Raw genomic sequence first — 17202 nt, 5'->3', positions numbered from 1 at the left:
GATGGAAAACGATGGGGACGACAGGGAGATCGGCATGACGCAGTCCACCAGCGCCACCAACCAGGCGTTTCTCAGTAAGCTCAAAAGCATCGTCGGTGGCCCGCAGCTGCTGACCGGTGAACGCAGCACCGAACGTTACCGCAAGGGCTTCCGCTCCGGCGAGGGCCAGGCGCTGGCGGTGGTGTTCCCGACACGCCTGCTGCAGTTGTGGCAGTTGCTTGAGGCCTGCGTCGCCGCCGATAAAATCGTCATCATGCAGGCGGCGAACACCGGTCTGACCGAAGGTTCAACGCCCAGCGGCAACGACTATGACCGTGATATCGTCATTATCAGCACCCTGCGGCTCAACCATGTGCAGGTGCTGGACAATGGCAAACAGGTGGTCGGCTTCCCCGGCAGTACGCTCAACCAGTTGGAAAAATTGCTCAAGCCTTATGGTCGCGAACCGCATTCGGTAATTGGCTCGTCCTGCATCGGTGCTTCGGTGATCGGCGGCGTGTGCAACAACTCCGGCGGTTCACTGGTCAAACGCGGCCCTGCCTATACCGAGATGGCGCTGTACGCCCAACTGGGTGAAGACGGTCAGTTGCGTCTGGTTAACCATCTGGGCATTAACCTCGGGGACACGCCGGAAGAGATCCTTACCCGCCTGGAGAAAGGCGACTACCGGCCGGAAGATGTCGAGCACGGCGAACTGCGTGCCTCCGACAATGAATACGCCAGCCGCGTACGCGACGTTGATGCCGATACGCCCTCCCGTTTTAACGCCGACAAGCGCCGCCTGTACGAAGCCTCTGGCTGCGCAGGCAAGCTGGCGGTATTTGCCGTGCGGCTGGACACCTTCGAGAAAGAAGGCAAAGAGCAGGTGTTTTACATCGGGACCAACGACACCGCCGTACTGACCGAACTGCGCCGCCACATGCTGAGCAAGTTTGACAACCTGCCGGTTGCCGGCGAATACATGCACCGGGATATTTTTGATATCGCCGAAGTGTACGGCAAAGACACCTTTATGATGATCGATAAGCTCGGCACCGATCAGATGCCGACCTTCTTCACTCTGAAAGGCCGCATGGACGCCAGCCTCAACAAGCTGCCGTTGCTGCCGCATAACCTGACCGACCGCCTGATGCAGGGCCTGAGCCATCTGGCGCCCAGCCACCTGCCTAAACGCATGAAAGAGTATCGCGAGCGCTTTGAACACCACCTTCTGCTGAAAATGGCCGGGCCGGGCGTTGAAGAGGCGCAGCAGTACCTGAGCCAATACTTTGCTCAGGCCAACGGGGCGTTCTTCGTCTGCACCCCGGATGAAGGCAAGAAAGCTTTCCTGCACCGCTTTGCCGCCGCCGGAGCCGCGGTGCGTTACCATGCGGTGCACGCCGACAAGGTCGAGGATATTTTGGCGCTGGATATCGCGCTGCGCCGCAACGACACCGACTGGTTCGAAACCCTGCCGCCGGAAATCGACAGCCAACTGGTGCACAAGCTGTATTACGGCCACTTTATGTGTCACGTCTTCCATCAGGATTATGTGGTGAAAAAAGGCGTCGACAGCCATGCGCTCAAGGAAAAGATGTTGGAGATCCTCAACCAACGCGGCGCGGAGTACCCGGCGGAACATAACGTCGGCCATCTGTACACCGCCAAGCCGGATCTGCAGGCGTTCTACCGCAGCGCCGATCCCACCAACAGCTTTAACCCCGGTCTGGGCAAAACCAGCAAGCGGAAGCACTGGGCCGGTAACGGTCAATAACCTTCTTCCCTCCGGCTCGCCGCTGTACGGGCGAGCCCTCCTTCAAGATGCTTCCCTCTTTTGCAATCTTAAAGATGCATTTTTATTGCAACTTTAAAGTCTGCTGATTATTATGCGGTGTAAATAAGAATCAATAACAAATTTGTCATGACGGATACGTGACATCTGCCGTGACGTTCACCGCAAAATTAATGAGAAGGAACCTACCATGAGCCAGACCCTCGATTCCGCCCAACTGCTGTCTGCACTGGACAAAGTGATGGTGATCTCTACCACCGACCTGCAAGGCACCATCACCTATGTCAACGACCTGTTTTGCCAGCTCACCGGCTTTACCCGGGAAGAACTTGTAGGGCAACCCCACAACATCGTGCGTCACCCTTCCGTCCCCAAGGCCATCTATAAAGAGATGTGGGATACCATTAAAGCCGGAAATATCTGGACCGGCATCATTCCCAACGTTGGCAAGGGTGGCGTGCTGTATGTGGTCGACACCACCGTGCAACCACTCTATGACGCTCAGGGCAAAATCGAGGCCTACATCAGTATCCGCCGTGTGATCAACGATCTGATGACCGATTTCGACTCCGTCGAATTCTCCAAAGAACAGTTCGACAACCACTACGATAAGTAAGAAACATGGCCGATATCATCGAACGTATCCTGATTAGCTACGGTTCGGAATCGGGCAAAGCCCAGGCGCTGGCTACGCGCTTGGGCGAGTTACCTTTTCTGCACCCTTACGCCCCCCCCCTATTGACCCTCAACGAAATTTCACCGGCAAACCTGGGGAAAGGCGACCTATTGCTTATCGTATCCAGTTCGTTTGGTGACGGGGAGCCGCCCGCCAACGCCGAGCTTTTTTTCGACGCTCTGGCACACACGCCAAACCTCACGCACCTGCGCTACGCCATTTTCGGCTTGGGCGACACGGCGTACCCGCATTTTTGCGGTTTCACGCAATGGCTTGACGCCGGGTTGTCCGAACGCGGCGCGCAGGCCATCGTCAACCGCGTTGATGCCGACATAAACTTCGAGAGCTTTTTCACTACCTGGTCAGCCGTAGTGGAACAGGTGATTGCGGGGGATTGGCAGGCCGGTCGCGATCTGCATCTGCGCGTCACCGCCTATGGCGAGGACAATGCTTTTGCCGCCGGCCTGCTGGAGCGCCGTTCGCTCAGTGCTCGCGCGCCGCATGCCTGGCATCTTCGTCTGGATATCAGCGGCAGCGGCATCGCCTACCGGGCAGGCGATACGCTCTACCTGTTGCCGGAAAACGACGAGGATTTACTGCTTCGTCTGTCAGCCTGGTTCGACCGGCCGGAGGCCGCAGAGGCGCTGCGCAGCCGGGAACTGCGCCAAATAAGCAAAGCGATATTGCGCGAACTGGCGCAGCTTGCCGGCAGCGAAGACCTTAAGGGGATGCTGAAAATCCGCCAGCGCAAAGCGCTGGAAGCCTACCTGTACGGCGCCGATCTGCTGGACGTGCTGCAAGAGTTTTGCACGCCGCAGTCGGTCACTTTGGATGATCTGCTAACGCTGCTCCCTGCCTGCTTACCGCGCGCCTATTCGATCGCTTCGGCTGCGCGAGAAGACAGCCTGGATTTGTGCGTTCGCGAGGTTCGCTACGAGCGTAATGGGCGCACCCGAAACGGCACGGCCACCGGCTGGTTGCTCGATAACCCAGGCCCCTTCCGTGTCTTCTGCCGCGCCAATCCCAACTTCTACCTGCCACACGATCCGCAAACTCCCGTGCTGTTCATCGGCACCGGTACCGGTATCGCCCCGTTGATAGGCTTGCTGCGTGAAATGGCGATCGACGGCGGACAGCGAGAAACCGCCTTAATCTTCGGCGAAAAACGCCGCGACGAAGACTTCCTATACCGCGAAGAGCTTGAGTCACTGTGCAAGAATGGCGTACTGAATCGGCTCATTACCGCGTTTTCCCGCGATGGTGCCGCCAAATACTACGTGCAGCACGCGATCGAAGAACATGCCGATTACGTGAGGGAGCTGCTGCTTAAGGGGGCACACCTCTACCTGTGCGGCAACCGACAGTATCTTGAAACCGCCGTCGCGCAGGCGCTGGAAAAGGCTTGTGCTCCAGGGGACGAAACCGCGACGGACAGCCTGTGGCAAAGGCTGACGCAACAAGGGCGTCTGCATCTGGAGCTGTACTGAGAACGGTTGCGGAGTGCGCCGTTTTTAGGTTGCGCCCTCCGCCAAACTTGACTATCTTGAAGAGGTTAATCACTCCCTGTATTCAGGAATATCCATGACAGAGTTTGCGCACGCTACCGATCCTGCGAACACGCCGCTTGCGGCCGTCGTTCTGCTGTGCGCATCCTCAGCCCCACCCGCCGTTTTCTCTGTCGTTACCGCGGTAGCCGCTTACCCACCACACGCCGTGGTTGTGCGTTAAGCCAAACCGAATTCCTCACCTCCAGCTTTCCTTGCTTTGCGCTCAGGCGTAGAACGCCGCGCGTGCTGGAGCTTGTTATTTTCACGACAGGTGAAAACAAAATGCGATTGATTTCTCACTGGGCCAACGCCGGCCTGGCTACGCTATTCGTTCTGCTCTGGAGCAGCGGCGCAATTTTCTCGCGCTGGGGGTTGGAGCATGCTTCCGCCTTCGCTTTTCTCTTCTTTCGTTGCGCCATCGCACTGGCGCTGCTGTTGGCTATCGGCCTGTGGCAACGGCAGTGCTTGCCGGCTCCCGGCACCCGTCTTCGGGTGGCGCTGATCGGTCTGCTGATGATCGGCAGCTATCAGATTTGTTATTTGCTGGCGCTGGAACAGGGCATTACCCCCGGCGTGTTGGCGACGCTGCTCGGCGTTCAGCCGATACTCACCCAGTTCATTACCGAACGCCGCTGCTCAGGGTTGCGCGGCTTGGGCCTGCTGCTGGCGATGGCCGGACTGACGCTGGTGGTGTATCAAAGCCTGATGATTGCCCACTTCTCACTGGTCGGTATGCTGTGCGCCTTTATCGCGCTGGGCTGCATGACCGCCGGGACTTTGCTACAAAAAGGGCTTAGCCAACCGCCGCTGGCGGTATTGCCGCTGCAGTATGCAGTTGGGCTGCTGATGTGTACGCTGGTGCTGCCGTTTGAACCGCTGCGGGTCGATTGGGGCCTGGCATTTGTTCTGCCGCTGCTGTGGATGGCGGTGGTGATTTCGGTGTTGGCCACCTTCCTGCTGTACCGGCTGATCCAGCGCGGCAATCTGGTGCAGGTTACCAGCCTGTTTTATCTGATCCCGGCGGTTACCGCCCTGCTGGACTATCTGCTGCTCGGCCATGCGCTGGCGGCCATCAGCATGCTGGGCATGGCGGCCATTCTGCTCGGGGTGATGCTGGTGTTTCGCCAACCTTAAATAGCAAAAGCCCCTCACGCCAGGCCGGCGTGAGGGGCTAACACTCAATCACTTCAGAACAACCAGGAACCATACCCCCACAGCAGCACCGTAACCCCAAGCAGTAACTCAAGCAGCAGGATGCCGATGGCAAAGGTAGAGCTGGAGAAAATAAAACCTTCTTTACTGTCGATATTCAGGAAGTGAGGTATGCCCAGGTTCAGCAGATAGCCTGAATAACACAGGCCAATCACGCCGACAAACAGACACAACCACACCACGGGATATAACGCCACGATGCCGCTGAGGAACATCGGGGTGGCGACATAACCGGCGAACACCATGCAACGATGCAAGCTGGGACGAACCTCATAACGGCGCGCCATCCAGTGGATCACTTTCCCCATGATAGCTACGCCTGCCAGCATCAGCAGGTAAAACGCGACCGCCGTATAGGAAGCCGTAAACATATCGAGCCGGATAGCGTGCCCTTCGCCGGAAAGCCAGCCCAACTGGGTGGTACCGATAAACGCGCAGATCACCGGGATCAACGCCAGCAACAGCACGTGGTGGGTGTAAAGGTGCGAGACGCTTTCGTTCTCGCTTTTAATGTGTTCGAACTCGGTGCTTGGATGCGCCAGAAGTCCCCAAACATGATTAACCATGAGACACCTCCTCCATCGCCGTAGGTCGCGATCGGCGAACGAATTTACCCCTCTGACGGATTGCTAACCGTACGAGGATTGCGGCCACGGGGCTCTCTCCCCTGTACTAATTATAGTCTTTCGCTGAAAAAACGTTCAGAAAGCGCAGACGCGGCGGCAGTTTGTTTTATAATTCCCGCCTGCTTATCCGCCGCGAGGAATGCCATGTCATCCGCCATCAAGATTCGCCAGGTCGGCATCGTCGATGTCGACGCCGGGCAAAATGTCACCGTCGTAGAGCCCTGTAATCTGTACGGCTGCCGACTCGGTGACGGAGTGTTCGTCGGCCCCTTTGTCGAAATCCAAAAAAACGTCAGCATTGGCGCCCGCAGTAAAATCCAGTCTCATAGCTTTATCTGCGAATATGTCACCATCGGCGAGGACTGTTTTATCGGCCATAACGTGACCTTCGCCAACGATCTGTTCAAAGATGGCGCCCCCAATGCCGATCCGGCAAGCTGGGGCCGCACGCGGATTGGCGACGGCGTCTCCATCGGGTCCGGCGCCACGGTACTGGCGGTGGAAATCTGCAGCGGAGTGGTGATCGGCGCCGGTGCGGTGGTCACCAAAAACATCACCCGCAAGGGGATTTACGCCGGCAATCCAGCCCGCCTGCTAAGAGAACTGACCCCATGAGCGAAGCGATTCAAATTACCCCGGTGACCCAGTTGCCCGACGGATACTTGACCGGCTGCGACTTCAGCTTTCAGATTGCCCATTACGCCCAGCCGATTTTCAACGCGCCGATTGACAGCTGGCCGCTGCTGCCGGTGACGCCGTTTCGCAAGCACTACCCGCTGGCACCGTTCGTCAATGATGAAAGCGAAACCTTTCTGGCGCGTCATCGCGGGGAGGCGGTTGGCCATATTACGCTGAGCAATAACTGGAATGGCTATGCGCTCATCGAGGAGATTGTCGTCAGTGCTCATGTGCGCCGACTCGGCGTCGCCACGGCGCTGCTGGAGAGCGCACGACTCTGGGCGCAACGTCACGAAACCGCCGGGCTGATGCTGGAAACGCAAAACACCAATTTGCCTGCCTGCCGCTGCTACCAGCGCTTTGGGTTTATCCTCGGCGGCATCGATCATCTGCTGTACCGTGCTCAACCTGATATTCCCGATCACGAAATTGCCCTGTTCTGGTATTTGCCGTTTAACAGCGAAATCGGGTATTAAGCGATCGCCGAACGTTGAGGCTATGTTTAAACATTAACCATCCTGGCCATGGTGAGAACTGTTATCATTTCTACGATCACAAGCCGAACCATTGGAGGGTAAAATGTACAAGGTAGTTTCAATGATATTGGCTATTGCGCTTAGCGGTTGTGCAGATAAAATTCCGGTCGGGCAAACACCTGAACCCATCACTACCCCACCTGCAGATCTCAAGGCCAGCATGGACAACGACACGTTAAACAAACTCAATGAGCTTCTCGCCCTGCGCGCCAAGGCAACGCCCGAACAACGGCAGGATAACGGCCGCATGATCGACCTGCTGTCGCGGCCTTTCCTCGGTACGCCCTACGTCGCCAACCGGCTGATTGGCTCGCAGACTACGCCGGAAGAACTGGTGATCGACTTCCGCGGTCTGGATTGCTTCACCTACATCGATTATGTCGATGCGCTGCGCCAGGCCAACAGCCAGGCTGACTTTGTACAGCGGCTGATTCAAATCCGCTATGCCAATGGCGATATCAGCTTCCTGAAGCGTAAACACTTCTTCACCGACTGGTCGCATCAGGCCAAAACCAACGTAACGGACGTTACAGCCACGCTCAGCCCGCATACCGTGACGCTGGTGAAAAACCTCAATCAAAAATCAGACGGCAGCAGCTATCTGCCAGGGCTGAAAAACGTTCGACGCAGCATTACCTACCTGCCCAGCGAGGCGATTGACGACAAGGTTCTGGCCCGGTTGCACACCGGTGATTACATCGGTATTTATACCAACCTGGCCGGTCTGGACGTCACCCATACCGGTATCTATATCATGACCGAAAACGGCCCAGTATTGCGCAATGCCTCGTCGCGTAAAGAGAATATGCAGGTGGTGGACTCACCGTTTATGGAGTACGTCCAGGCCACCCCGGGCATCGTGGTGCTGCGCGCCAAATAACATTCCCCTCCCCCTTCTGGCTTTGCACTTGCCGCTAACGGCGTAGCGTTTTGCAAGAGGGGGATTTAAAACTTCCCGTTATGAGCTATAAGCGTTTGTGCTGAGCAAGCGTTTGACTTCCCCGCAGGTTCAGGCTTAGCTAGCAGCACAAAACCAACTGATTTCATTGTTTTTTTCAGGGAGCACTCGATGACCAAAAGCTGGCGTTATACCCCTCTGCTGGCGGCGTTTGCCGCGGTGCTGGCACTGCAGGGCTGTGAACAGAAAACCGATCGGGATCACATCAAGGTAGGGGTCATCAACGGCGCGGAACAGGACGTAGCGGAAGTCGCCAAGCAGGTGGCGAAAGAGAAGTACGGCCTGGATGTTGAACTGGTCGGTTTCAGCGGTTCATTGCTGCCCAATGACGCCACCGACAAAGGTGAACTGGATGCCAACGTTTTCCAACACCGGCCATTCCTCGAACAACAGAATAAAGATCACGGCTACAAACTGGTGGCGGTAGGCAATACCTTCGTGTTCCCGATGGCCGGCTATTCGAAAAAAATCAAATCGCTGAAAGAGCTTCAGGACGGCGCGGTTATCGCTATTCCGCTGGATCCCACCAACCTCGGCCGTGCGCTGCTGCTGCTGGAAAAAACTGGCCTGATTAAGCTGAAACCGGGCAAGGGGCTATTGCCGACCTCACTGGATATCAGCGCCAACCCGCATAACTACAAGATTATGGAGCTGGAAGGCGCACAGCTGCCGCAGCTGCTGGATGATCCGAAAGTCACCGTGGCAATCATCAGCACCACCTACATTAATCAAACTGGCCTGACGCCAACCAAAGACGGCATTTTCATCGAAGACAAGGATTCGCCGTACACCAACATCATCGTGACGCGTGAAGACAACAAGGACGCGCCGAACGTACAAAACTTCATCAAAGCCTACGAGTCGGATGAAGTGGCCAAAGCCGCCGAAAAGATCTTTAACGGCGGTGCGGTCAAAGGCTGGTAAAACAGCGCTCTACTGGCGAGCACCTGTGCAGGTGCTCGCACTTTTAATCTCTCCCCCAGGTTCAGCCCCCTACCTTCGCCGCGCTCGGTCCGGCAGCCAGTCAAAACCATTCCGCAGCTCATTACAGCCCCGAACGCCAGCCTCACCGCACCGGGTAAACCATCGGCCGCGCAACACCCAACATTCTCTGCGTTCATCCCCGTTTACAGCCACATTTGCGGGGCGACGGCCAAAAATTGCTTTGGCAAAAGTGTCGACTACAATTCAATCGAAATACCTCCCTACAAAGTCATCATTCAATAATATTAGAGGTGATTATGTTACAGAAACACGAAAACGTAATAAGTATGACTACGCTTAGCCGTCAGGCCACCCAACAATTAACGCCGTCGTTTTCTGCATTGCCCCATACACAACACGCTGACGGAAAATACCGCTTACGGCGCTATTCGGTAGTGAAACATCTCAATGGCCATGTGGTAGAGGTTGGCCAACGCAATTTCGTGCAGTCCGATGAGATCAATCACTTCCAGGGCAACGTGGTACGCCATTTTGAACCCATTGATAGCGACGTGTTGCAAAGCGCCGGCATGGATGAAATGTGTAATCTATTCGCGGAAAGTAATGATTTACCCGAAGGCGCGGAGATAGAAATTCACCAGATGCGCGTGGTCGCCATTCATAATGAAACGCAGGTCGCGCCGGAAGGGATCCATCAGGATGGTTTTGATCATATCGCGATGATTGCTATTCATCGGCAGAATATTGTCGGCGGCGAAATCATGTTATACGCCGATAATCACCAGCCTCCCTTCTTTAAAAAAGCGCTGGCGGACGGCGAAGCCGTTTTACTGGCGGACAGCAAGTTATGGCATAACGCCACGCCGATCAGCGCCATTGTCCCGGAAGAAGAAGGACACCTGGATATCTTTGTCCTGACTGCCCGCGGAGAAAAAGCATGACTTTTACGCCCGAACTCGCCAGAGCCCAGTTTAGCGCGCTGACCCAGCATTATAACGATCAACCGGTGATCTTCTTCGATGGCCCTGGTGGGTCTCAGGTTTCACGAGGCGTACTGGAAAAAATGACGGACTACCTGGGGAAATATAACGCCAATCTGGGCGGGCACTATTTTTCCAGCCACGTGACCGGCGAAGTAATGAATAATGCCAGGGAGTCGGTGCGCGCCTTATTAAACGCGCCGACGCCCGATAACATCATTTTTGGCATGAATATGACCTCGCTGACATTCCATCTCAGCCGAATCATTAGCCGTCACTGGCAGGCCGGCGATGAGATTATCGTCACCGAACTGGATCACTACGCCAATGTCTCCAGTTGGCAACAGGCGGCAAACGATAAACAAGTCACCGTGCATCAAATCCCCCTGCAACAAGCAGACTGTTCTTTGGATGTTGCCCGACTGTGCGAACAGATCACCGCTAAAACCCGTCTGGTGGCGGTGACCTACGCGTCCAACGTTACCGGCAGCATCGTCGATATAAAAACCATCACCGAAGCCGCTCACCGGGTCGGCGCTCAGGTTTATGTCGATGCCGTGCACTATGCCCCACACAATCTGATCGATGTGCAGGCATTGGGCTGTGATTTTTTAGTGTGCTCCGCCTATAAATTCTTTGGTCCGCACATCGGCATGGCCTATATCGCGCCGCAGTGGTTACAGCGGCTGCAACCCTATAAAGTCGAACCGGCTACCGACGTGGGGCCAGGACGTTTTGAGACGGGTACTCAGAGTTTTGAAGGGCTGGCAGGAGTCACGGCAGCCGTTGACTACCTGGCGCAATGGGGAACGCCCGGCGCGTCCTTAAGGCAGCGTTTGCAGGAAAGTTTTGCCGACTACCATCGCCATGAAGAGAACCTGTGCCGTTATTTTTTGCAGCGCTTACAGCAAATAGACGATGTGCAACTGTACGGTTCCCCTCAGGCGGATTGCCAACGCCGCACGCCCACCTTTGCACTGACCTTTAAGCGACATGCCCCCGAACAGATTGCGCGCCGATTAGGCCGGCACAATATCTGCGTCGGCAGCGGGCACTTCTATGCGCAAGGCTTAATCCAACGGCTGAACCTGCAAGACAGCGGCGGCGTATTGCGTATTGGGATGATGCATTACAACACCCTGCAGGAAATCGACACGCTGTTTGAGCTGCTCGTTAGCGAAAGGTAGCAGCACATAGATCCACAAAGCCCAGCCCCCTGCTGGGCTCATACTACTGACCCCCCTGCATATGGGTTAAGTCGGTAAGGGTCGAACATGTTCACCCGATTTAATCTGTTGATTATGTAATAGGGCGCAGCATGCAGTGCCCCTACTACGAAACAACAGAGCACTTTGCTAATGTTCCCTAAGGCAAACGCCCTCCTCCGTTGCCAAAAATATCCTTAACTCCGCTATTGACCCTCACGCTACGTCAGGTTTTAGTATCCCGGAACGCACAAGGGAGGAGCACACCGATGTTATTGAAAGTGGGCGAACTGGCCCGCCGTTCCGGCATTACCGTCCGGACGCTGCATTATTACGACAGCATTGGCTTGCTGGTTCCTTCTGCGCGTTCCGACGCCGGGTATCGGTTATACAACCGGGCTGACATCACTCGCTTGCACCACATTCAGGCATTGCGCCGAATGGGCGTCTCGTTGGCAGAGGTCGGGGCAATTTTGGCGCGTTCGGGGATGGCGCTCACTTCGGTGATACAACAGCAAATCGTCATGCTGGAGCGGCAGTTGGAACAGACCGCCGCGCTGCGCGATCGTCTGCAGCATATGCATGCTCAGCTCACCGCCGGGGACGAACCGGAACTGAACGACTGGCTGACTACGTTGGAGTTAATGACCATGTACGATAAATATTTTACCGCAGACGAACTGGCCCAATTGCCTTTCTATCAGGCCGACCCGAGCCGCAATCAGGAGTGGGCCGAGTTGGTCAGCAGCATGCGCCAGTTGATCGATGGCGGCGTTGAACCGCAAGCGTTGCAGGCTCAGGCGCTGGCGCGTCGTTGGATGCTGATGCTGGAACGCGATACGGCGCGTAATCCGGCGTTTCTCACCCGACTCAACGCCATGCATGCCGATGAGCCCGCGATACGCGAACAAACCGGCATTACCCCGGCTATGACCGACTATGTGACCCGTGCATTCGCCGAAACCAAGCTGTCAATCTACCAAAAATACCTGTCGGCGGAAGAATACGCCCATGTGCGCCAGCACTACTTTACCCGCCTGCAGGAATGGCCGGCACTGATCGCCCAGTTCCATCAGGCGCTGAATGAGGGCATACCGCCAGAGTCAGCGCGGGCAAAACAGCTGGCAGCCCAATGGCTTGAACTGTTCCAGTCCTACGCCGGTCCCCACCCGGCCACCCAGATGAAAATCCGCCAGGCCATGGAGCAGGAACCGACGCTGACGGAAGGCACCTGGCTGACCCCGCCGCTATTACGCTACCTGCAGCAGGCGGTGGCGCACTTCATGCGCGGCTAGCCCGGTTTTTTCCCCGTCCGAATGCTGCTCGCAGCGGCTCCCGGCGCATGGCGAAGATCGTCATGCGCCATTTTTTCGTTTCGCGGCCGGGTATAACTTTTTTTTATCTTCAGCATAAGAAAGCCCAATTTTCCTTGTCGCCAGGCGCGGCGCATAATGCGCTTATCTTCTGATTTCCAAGGTAAACATGAATCACTATGCCCCACACCGCTCCGCTGATCCTCACCGACGCTACGCCGGACGACATAGCCGCCATCCAACAGATTTACGCCCATCACGTGTTATTCGGCGCCGCTTCGTTTGAAGAAACGCCCCCCACGCAGGAAGAAATGCGGCAGCGGCTGGGCAAAGTGCAAGAGGCCGGGCTGCCCTGGCTGGTGGCCAAGCGGGATCATCTCGTCGTGGGCTACTGTTACGCCACGCCTTATCGACCGCGTCCAGCCTATCGATTCACCGTGGAAGAATCGGTATATATCGCCGAAGGGCAACAGGGTCAGGGCATCGGCAAAGCGTTACTGATCGAGCTGATTGCCCGCTGCGAACGGGGGCCGTGGCGCCAAATGTTGGCTGTCGTCGGCAATGCCGGGGAAAACCATGGCTCGCTGGCCTTGCATCAAAAATTGGGGTTTGGCAGCGTGGGGACGCTAAAGGCGGTAGGGTTTAAATTGGGTAAGTGGCGCGACACCCATATCATGCAGCGTGCGTTAGGCGCAGGTGGCGACAATCCCCCCTGATGGGCTTGCAGCGAGCAATTTGCGAATTATCGACTACAGTAAATAATGATTTCATCAGGTTAGCGAAAACTCGCGCCGTCATTCAAATCAATTGGGAGAGACGAATGAAAATCATTCTGTGGATTGTCGCTATTATCTTTATCGTTGGCCTGCTCACCATCACCGGCGTGTTCAAGCTGATCTTTTAAATGACCCCGCGCCGAGAGGCGCGGGATTAGCTTAGGCCTTTAAACGTCCCCGGATCGCCCCCAGAGCCGAAACCACCAGCAGGACTACGCCGCCGGCAACCAGACCAAACACCACGTTGAGCAAGGCGGGAATCACGCCCTGCAGGATCTGACCGAAGGTTGGCACCACGGTGGCGTACGACGCCCAGTCCTCAAACAAATGATGCACCGGCGGCAAGCCATGGGTCAGGATACCGCCCCCGACCATAAACATGGCGATGGTGCCGACTACTGACAGGGTCTTCATCAGATAAGGCGCCGCACTGACAATACCGCTGCCGATTGAACGGGCCAACGCACTGCTTTTACGGCTCAGATACAACCCCAGGTCGTCGAGTTTGACGATGCCGGCCACGATGCCGTAAACCCCCACCGTCATCACAATCGCGATACCGCACAGCACAATCACCTGCTGGCTGAAGGTCGCCCCGGCCACGGTGCCCAGAGTAATGGCAATAATTTCGGCCGACAGCACAAAATCGGTGCGGATAGCCCCTTTCACCTTGCGTTGTTCATAGGCCGCCACGTCTTCATTGGCGTTCAGCGCCTCTTTATTCTCTTCCCCATCCTGTTTTTTGTGAGTCAGGCTGTGGAACACCTTCTCGAACCCTTCGTAACACAGGTAAGCCCCACCCACCATCAGCAGCGGCGTGATCGCCCAAGGAGCAAATGCGCTGATCAGCAACGCCAGCGGCACCAGGATCGCCTTGTTGATAAACGAGCCCTTGGCCACGCTCCACACCACCGGCAGCTCGCGATCGGCCTTTACGCCGGTGACCTGCTGCGCGTTAAGTGCCAGATCGTCTCCCAATACCCCGGCGGTTTTTTTTGCCGCCATCTTGGTCATCAGCGAGACGTCGTCCAGCAGTGAGGCAATATCGTCGATTAAAGTCAGTAAGCTACTTCCAGCCAAAGTGGTTCATCCTTTTCATATTCACGAGTCACGATCTCTTCGTCGAGATTCATACTACAACATTAATGATTGTCGATTTGCTAATGAATATTTTAGTGGAGAAATAACGATTGGGAGGAGAGACGGGGGATAAACAGGAAGTATTGCTGGATGATTGCCCAAGTGGTTGCAGCAAATCATCCAGTGGGTGAAAGCGTATAGCCGTGCCGGTCATCAGGTTACCGCGCCCTAAGAAGCGGCGGTAACCGTTAAAAAAGATCACCCGGCATTCAGGCTACTCTGGTTATTTTTCAAGGCTTCCAGCGCGCACTGCTGATCAAGATCCCCGCCCGGTGCCCCACCAATGCCAATGGCACCGATGACCATGTCCCCAGATTTCACCGGTACGCCACCTGCCAGCAACAGGAAGCCCGGGATATCGCGCAGGTTTGCCGCCCCTGGGTTAGCCTGAGCATTCTTCATCACGTTTTCCGTCGGGTTTTTGGTGCTGAGGGCGGTAAACGCCTTCATGCGGCTGGCTTCGATCGTATGCGGACCGGCGTTATCCATTTTCTTGATGACAAGCGGGGTACCGGCGCGATCGACCAACGTGACGGCGACGTTATAGTTTTTCGCACTGCAGGCCTGAATAGCGCTCTGAGCCAGTTTATCGGCCAGGTCGAGGGAAAGGTTTTTTTCACTGAGAACGCCGCCGGCCATACTGGCGAACGACGTCACGCTGCTGAGTAAAATGATGCTTGAAATGATGATTTTCATACTGGCTTGCTCCTTGCTTGTCCCTTGTGGATATCAGGGATAGTAAAAGGTGCAGCCGCAGCACACTATTGGCGTGATTACCTACGCGATTAAGTAATTTTACCTAGAATGCCCTTGGGACGGGACTTGCGCCCCATTTTCATCAATAACAAAGCGTTGTTACATTTTTTTCAGCAGCGCCAGCTCGCCATATTCGTTCATCAGTTTGGGCAAAGAGTTGACGTCCAGCTTGGCGAAGATATTGGCTCGGTGGGCCTCCACGGTGCGCGGCGACAGTGCAAAAACGCGAGCGATCTCCTTGCTCGAATTCCCCTGCATAATGTGCTCAAAAATATCCTGTTCGCGGGCAGTCAACGTAGCCAGCCGGTGTTGCATCAGGCGTATTTTTTGTTGCCGCTCCTGCAAGTTCTGCTGCTGTTCCAATGCGCTGCCGACCACTTCGAACAGTAAATCGGCGTCGATCGGTTTGGTCAGGAATTCGAAAGCGCCGTTTTTGAAGGCCCGGCGGCATAAATCAATGTTCGCGTGCCCGGTCATGATGATCACCGGGATCGCCAACCCTTGCCGTTGCCATTCCTCCAACAGCGTCAGCCCGGTTTTGCCCGGCATCCTGATATCCAGCAGCAGACAGCCGGTTAAGCCATGCAGCTCACCGACGCCTTGCTGAAACGCCAGCGCACTGCTGTAAGTACGGGTTTGCCAACCGACGGTACACAGCAAGGCGCTAAGCGAGGAGAGAATGGCCGGTTCGTCGTCAATAAGGTAAATGGTTTGGTTCATCATCTCTCCTCAGGGTGTATCGGTAACCAGAGTCGGAAGCAGGCCCCTTGCCCGACAATATTCGTCGCTTCGATGGTGCCGTTAAGACGTTGGATCAGCGTATCCGTCAAGGCCATCCCCAATCCTATGCCCTGGGCGCGCGTGGTGAAAAACGGCATAAAGACATGCTGAAGAGCCTGTTCCGATAGCCCTGGGCCACCGTCAGTCAGGGTTAAAGCAATCCCCTCGTCGGTGGCCGTGGCTGCCAGGTTGATCCAGGCCGTCCCGACAGCATTATTTTCTTGCGCCTGAATCGCATTGCTGGCGATGTTGTGCAGAATTTGCTCTATCCACAGCGGCGGAGCAAACAGCCTGGGCAAATTGTCAGGAATGCTGCTGTTAATTTTGACTTTATTGCCCCGAATTTCATTGTCCAACAGCGTCCTCACCCGGGCCCAGAGTGCGCCCAGCGCGACGGGTTGATAATCGACTCGCTCACTGGTCAGCTTCTGACGAAATTGCTGCAGCAATGCGTCGGTGCGCTTGATCTGAACCACGGCGGCCTCAAGCAACTGCGGCAGTTGTTCGGTGTGCTGTTGCCGAACCAGACGCAAGGCCGTTTGGTTGTAACTCAAAATCGCGGTGAGGGGCTGGTTAAGTTCATGCACGATACCGGCGGTCAGTTCGCCCAGGGTATTGAGCCGTGTGATCTCGGCGTAATGGGCACGCAGATCGGCGATATCTCGCCGCCGACGGTTAGTTCGATATTGGTTAATCAAGTAAAGCACCAGTCCCCAGAACAATGCAGGGGACAGGATCAGGGGCCAGGGCAGCGTAGCCCAGTTCGGATCGTCACCGGCGGCCAGCACAAAAGGCTGCGACTGGCTGGCTATCACCTTTTCCCATTGCCAATAGTAGGAAGCCTGCGCCGCCCCCCGCTCAAATAAGGTCTGACCGTTCCAACGTACCACCAGGTGCCGGAAGCCGTTTTCTCCCACCAATTCGTTCATCAATTGGTTCAGATCGATCAACAACGACTGGTTACCGGCATTGAGCCAGTAGCGCCCATTTTGTTCCACTACGATGAGCCGTCGCGGTTCAATACCAGGATGAGAACGCCAATGGATGATTTGCGGAAAGATCCTCTGCACTTCCCGGCTGTATTGGCTGGCCGGCAATAGCGGAATGATGGCGTCGTGCTGTGAAAGCTTCACCGTCACGTCGCGATAAAGTATACGAAAATCAGCGCTTTTCTCTTCGTACTGCTGCTGCAAAAAATAGGCTGTCAACCCGCCGCTGGAGAGCAGAGCCAACGCTAACCAGCCCATTATCTTGAACATACCCATCCATCCCTGCGCAAATTTTCTGAACGCTTAAATACCAT

The 17202-nt window shown here is 55.8% G+C and carries 18 protein-coding genes; 13 read left to right on the top strand and 5 right to left on the bottom strand.

The genetic code is table 11. From position 1 onward, the window contains the following. Positions 1–34: 34 nt before the first annotated feature. From dld to AC1RKG_RS04275, 4 genes are all read left to right on the top strand, one after another. Positions 35–1753: a D-lactate dehydrogenase gene (gene dld, locus AC1RKG_RS04290; protein ID WP_020825780.1), complete on the top strand. Its 1719-nt coding sequence runs from the start codon at positions 35–37 to the stop codon at positions 1751–1753. Positions 1754–1961: 208 nt separating this feature from the next. Beyond that, a complete protein-coding gene (locus tag AC1RKG_RS04285) occupies positions 1962–2387 on the top strand; it encodes a PAS domain-containing protein (protein ID WP_020825779.1) in 426 nt (141 codons plus the stop codon). 5 nt (positions 2388–2392) lie between these two features. Further along, on the top strand, positions 2393–3934 hold the full coding sequence (locus AC1RKG_RS04280) for a flavodoxin domain-containing protein (protein WP_493182174.1): 1542 nt from the start codon (positions 2393–2395) through the stop codon (positions 3932–3934). 342 nt (positions 3935–4276) lie between these two features. Beyond that, positions 4277–5128 carry a DMT family transporter gene (locus AC1RKG_RS04275; RefSeq protein WP_258090045.1) on the top strand — a complete coding sequence of 284 codons (852 nt, stop codon included), beginning with the start codon at positions 4277–4279 and terminating at the stop codon, positions 5126–5128. 53 nt (positions 5129–5181) lie between these two features. On the opposite strand, the gene AC1RKG_RS04270 is transcribed toward AC1RKG_RS04275, so the two are convergent. Next, positions 5182–5772, bottom strand: a complete 591-nt coding sequence (locus tag AC1RKG_RS04270; protein WP_020825776.1) for a Yip1 family protein — start codon at positions 5770–5772, stop codon at positions 5182–5184. 204 nt (positions 5773–5976) lie between these two features. Here AC1RKG_RS04270 and AC1RKG_RS04265 point away from each other — a divergent pair, with 204 nt between their 5' ends. The 9 genes from AC1RKG_RS04265 to AC1RKG_RS04225 all read left to right on the top strand — a co-directional run bounded on the left by AC1RKG_RS04265 (position 5977) and on the right by AC1RKG_RS04225 (position 13351). After that, positions 5977–6447 (top strand): acyltransferase, encoded by a 471-nt coding sequence (locus AC1RKG_RS04265; RefSeq protein ID WP_048761311.1) that lies wholly within the window; start codon positions 5977–5979, stop codon positions 6445–6447. Further along, on the top strand, positions 6444–6986 hold the full coding sequence (locus AC1RKG_RS04260) for a GNAT family N-acetyltransferase (protein WP_046374208.1): 543 nt from the start codon (positions 6444–6446) through the stop codon (positions 6984–6986). Before AC1RKG_RS04265 ends, AC1RKG_RS04260 begins: the two co-directional genes overlap by 4 nt. 103 nt (positions 6987–7089) lie before the next feature. Continuing rightward, positions 7090–7926, top strand: a complete 837-nt coding sequence (locus tag AC1RKG_RS04255) for a DUF1460 domain-containing protein (RefSeq protein ID WP_046374209.1) — start codon at positions 7090–7092, stop codon at positions 7924–7926. Between the two features lie 189 nt (positions 7927–8115). After that, on the top strand, positions 8116–8928 hold the full coding sequence (locus AC1RKG_RS04250; protein ID WP_116690963.1) for a MetQ/NlpA family lipoprotein: 813 nt from the start codon (positions 8116–8118) through the stop codon (positions 8926–8928). A 317-nt stretch (positions 8929–9245) separates the two neighbouring features. Beyond that, entirely contained in the window at positions 9246–9890 is a 645-nt protein-coding gene (locus AC1RKG_RS04245) for a 2OG-Fe dioxygenase family protein (protein WP_041414315.1), read from the top strand. Beyond that, positions 9887–11116, top strand: coding sequence for a cysteine desulfurase-like protein (locus tag AC1RKG_RS04240; RefSeq protein ID WP_116690964.1), 1230 nt, complete (start codon positions 9887–9889; stop codon positions 11114–11116). Before AC1RKG_RS04245 ends, AC1RKG_RS04240 begins: the two co-directional genes overlap by 4 nt. A gap of 287 nt (positions 11117–11403) precedes the next feature. Beyond that, entirely contained in the window at positions 11404–12429 is a 1026-nt protein-coding gene (locus tag AC1RKG_RS04235) for a MerR family transcriptional regulator (protein WP_122077692.1), read from the top strand. Between the two features lie 197 nt (positions 12430–12626). Continuing rightward, entirely contained in the window at positions 12627–13163 is a 537-nt protein-coding gene (locus AC1RKG_RS04230; protein ID WP_261103512.1) for a GNAT family N-acetyltransferase, read from the top strand. After that, positions 13163–13351, top strand: a complete 189-nt coding sequence (locus tag AC1RKG_RS04225) for a small membrane protein YohP (RefSeq protein WP_442476002.1) — start codon at positions 13163–13165, stop codon at positions 13349–13351. The genes AC1RKG_RS04230 and AC1RKG_RS04225 overlap by 1 nt, the downstream gene beginning before the upstream one ends. Positions 13352–13382: 31 nt before the next feature. Here the strand turns inward: AC1RKG_RS04225 and AC1RKG_RS04220 are convergent, their stop codons facing one another. From AC1RKG_RS04220 to AC1RKG_RS04205, 4 genes are all read right to left on the bottom strand, one after another. Next, entirely contained in the window at positions 13383–14303 is a 921-nt protein-coding gene (locus AC1RKG_RS04220; protein WP_046374213.1) for a DUF808 domain-containing protein, read from the bottom strand. Between the two features lie 258 nt (positions 14304–14561). Then, on the bottom strand, positions 14562–15059 hold the full coding sequence (locus AC1RKG_RS04215) for a GlcG/HbpS family heme-binding protein (protein WP_129940096.1): 498 nt from the start codon (positions 15057–15059) through the stop codon (positions 14562–14564). A gap of 159 nt (positions 15060–15218) precedes the next feature. Continuing rightward, positions 15219–15839: a response regulator transcription factor gene (locus tag AC1RKG_RS04210; protein ID WP_493182558.1), complete on the bottom strand. Its 621-nt coding sequence runs from the start codon at positions 15837–15839 to the stop codon at positions 15219–15221. Continuing rightward, positions 15839–17158 (bottom strand): sensor histidine kinase, encoded by a 1320-nt coding sequence (locus tag AC1RKG_RS04205; RefSeq protein ID WP_046374216.1) that lies wholly within the window; start codon positions 17156–17158, stop codon positions 15839–15841. The genes AC1RKG_RS04210 and AC1RKG_RS04205 overlap by 1 nt, the downstream gene beginning before the upstream one ends. Between the last annotated feature and the right edge of the window lie 44 nt (positions 17159–17202).

This window comes from Serratia sp. GW822-FHT06D09, from assembly GCF_058799515.1.
The sequence above is the reverse complement of the archived record's forward strand: the minus strand, read 5'-3'. Positions and strand labels throughout refer to the sequence as shown.

Bases quoted from the DNA above. Each gene is read 5' to 3' on its own strand.
- dld (WP_020825780.1), top strand. From the start codon at position 35: ATGACGCAGTCCACCAGCGCCACCAACCAGGCGTTTCTCAGTAAGCTC.
- AC1RKG_RS04285 (WP_020825779.1), top strand. From the start codon at position 1,962: ATGAGCCAGACCCTCGATTCCGCCCAACTGCTGTCTGCACTGGACAAA.
- AC1RKG_RS04280 (WP_493182174.1), top strand. From the start codon at position 2,393: ATGGCCGATATCATCGAACGTATCCTGATTAGCTACGGTTCGGAATCG.
- AC1RKG_RS04275 (WP_258090045.1), top strand. From the start codon at position 4,277: ATGCGATTGATTTCTCACTGGGCCAACGCCGGCCTGGCTACGCTATTC.
- AC1RKG_RS04270 (WP_020825776.1), bottom strand. From the start codon at position 5,772: ATGGTTAATCATGTTTGGGGACTTCTGGCGCATCCAAGCACCGAGTTC.
- AC1RKG_RS04265 (WP_048761311.1), top strand. From the start codon at position 5,977: ATGTCATCCGCCATCAAGATTCGCCAGGTCGGCATCGTCGATGTCGAC.
- AC1RKG_RS04260 (WP_046374208.1), top strand. From the start codon at position 6,444: ATGAGCGAAGCGATTCAAATTACCCCGGTGACCCAGTTGCCCGACGGA.
- AC1RKG_RS04255 (WP_046374209.1), top strand. From the start codon at position 7,090: ATGTACAAGGTAGTTTCAATGATATTGGCTATTGCGCTTAGCGGTTGT.
- AC1RKG_RS04250 (WP_116690963.1), top strand. From the start codon at position 8,116: ATGACCAAAAGCTGGCGTTATACCCCTCTGCTGGCGGCGTTTGCCGCG.
- AC1RKG_RS04245 (WP_041414315.1), top strand. From the start codon at position 9,246: ATGTTACAGAAACACGAAAACGTAATAAGTATGACTACGCTTAGCCGT.
- AC1RKG_RS04240 (WP_116690964.1), top strand. From the start codon at position 9,887: ATGACTTTTACGCCCGAACTCGCCAGAGCCCAGTTTAGCGCGCTGACC.
- AC1RKG_RS04235 (WP_122077692.1), top strand. From the start codon at position 11,404: ATGTTATTGAAAGTGGGCGAACTGGCCCGCCGTTCCGGCATTACCGTC.
- AC1RKG_RS04230 (WP_261103512.1), top strand. From the start codon at position 12,627: ATGCCCCACACCGCTCCGCTGATCCTCACCGACGCTACGCCGGACGAC.
- AC1RKG_RS04225 (WP_442476002.1), top strand. From the start codon at position 13,163: ATGGGCTTGCAGCGAGCAATTTGCGAATTATCGACTACAGTAAATAAT.
- AC1RKG_RS04215 (WP_129940096.1), bottom strand. From the start codon at position 15,059: ATGAAAATCATCATTTCAAGCATCATTTTACTCAGCAGCGTGACGTCG.
- AC1RKG_RS04210 (WP_493182558.1), bottom strand. From the start codon at position 15,839: ATGAACCAAACCATTTACCTTATTGACGACGAACCGGCCATTCTCTCC.
- AC1RKG_RS04205 (WP_046374216.1), bottom strand. From the start codon at position 17,158: ATGTTCAAGATAATGGGCTGGTTAGCGTTGGCTCTGCTCTCCAGCGGC.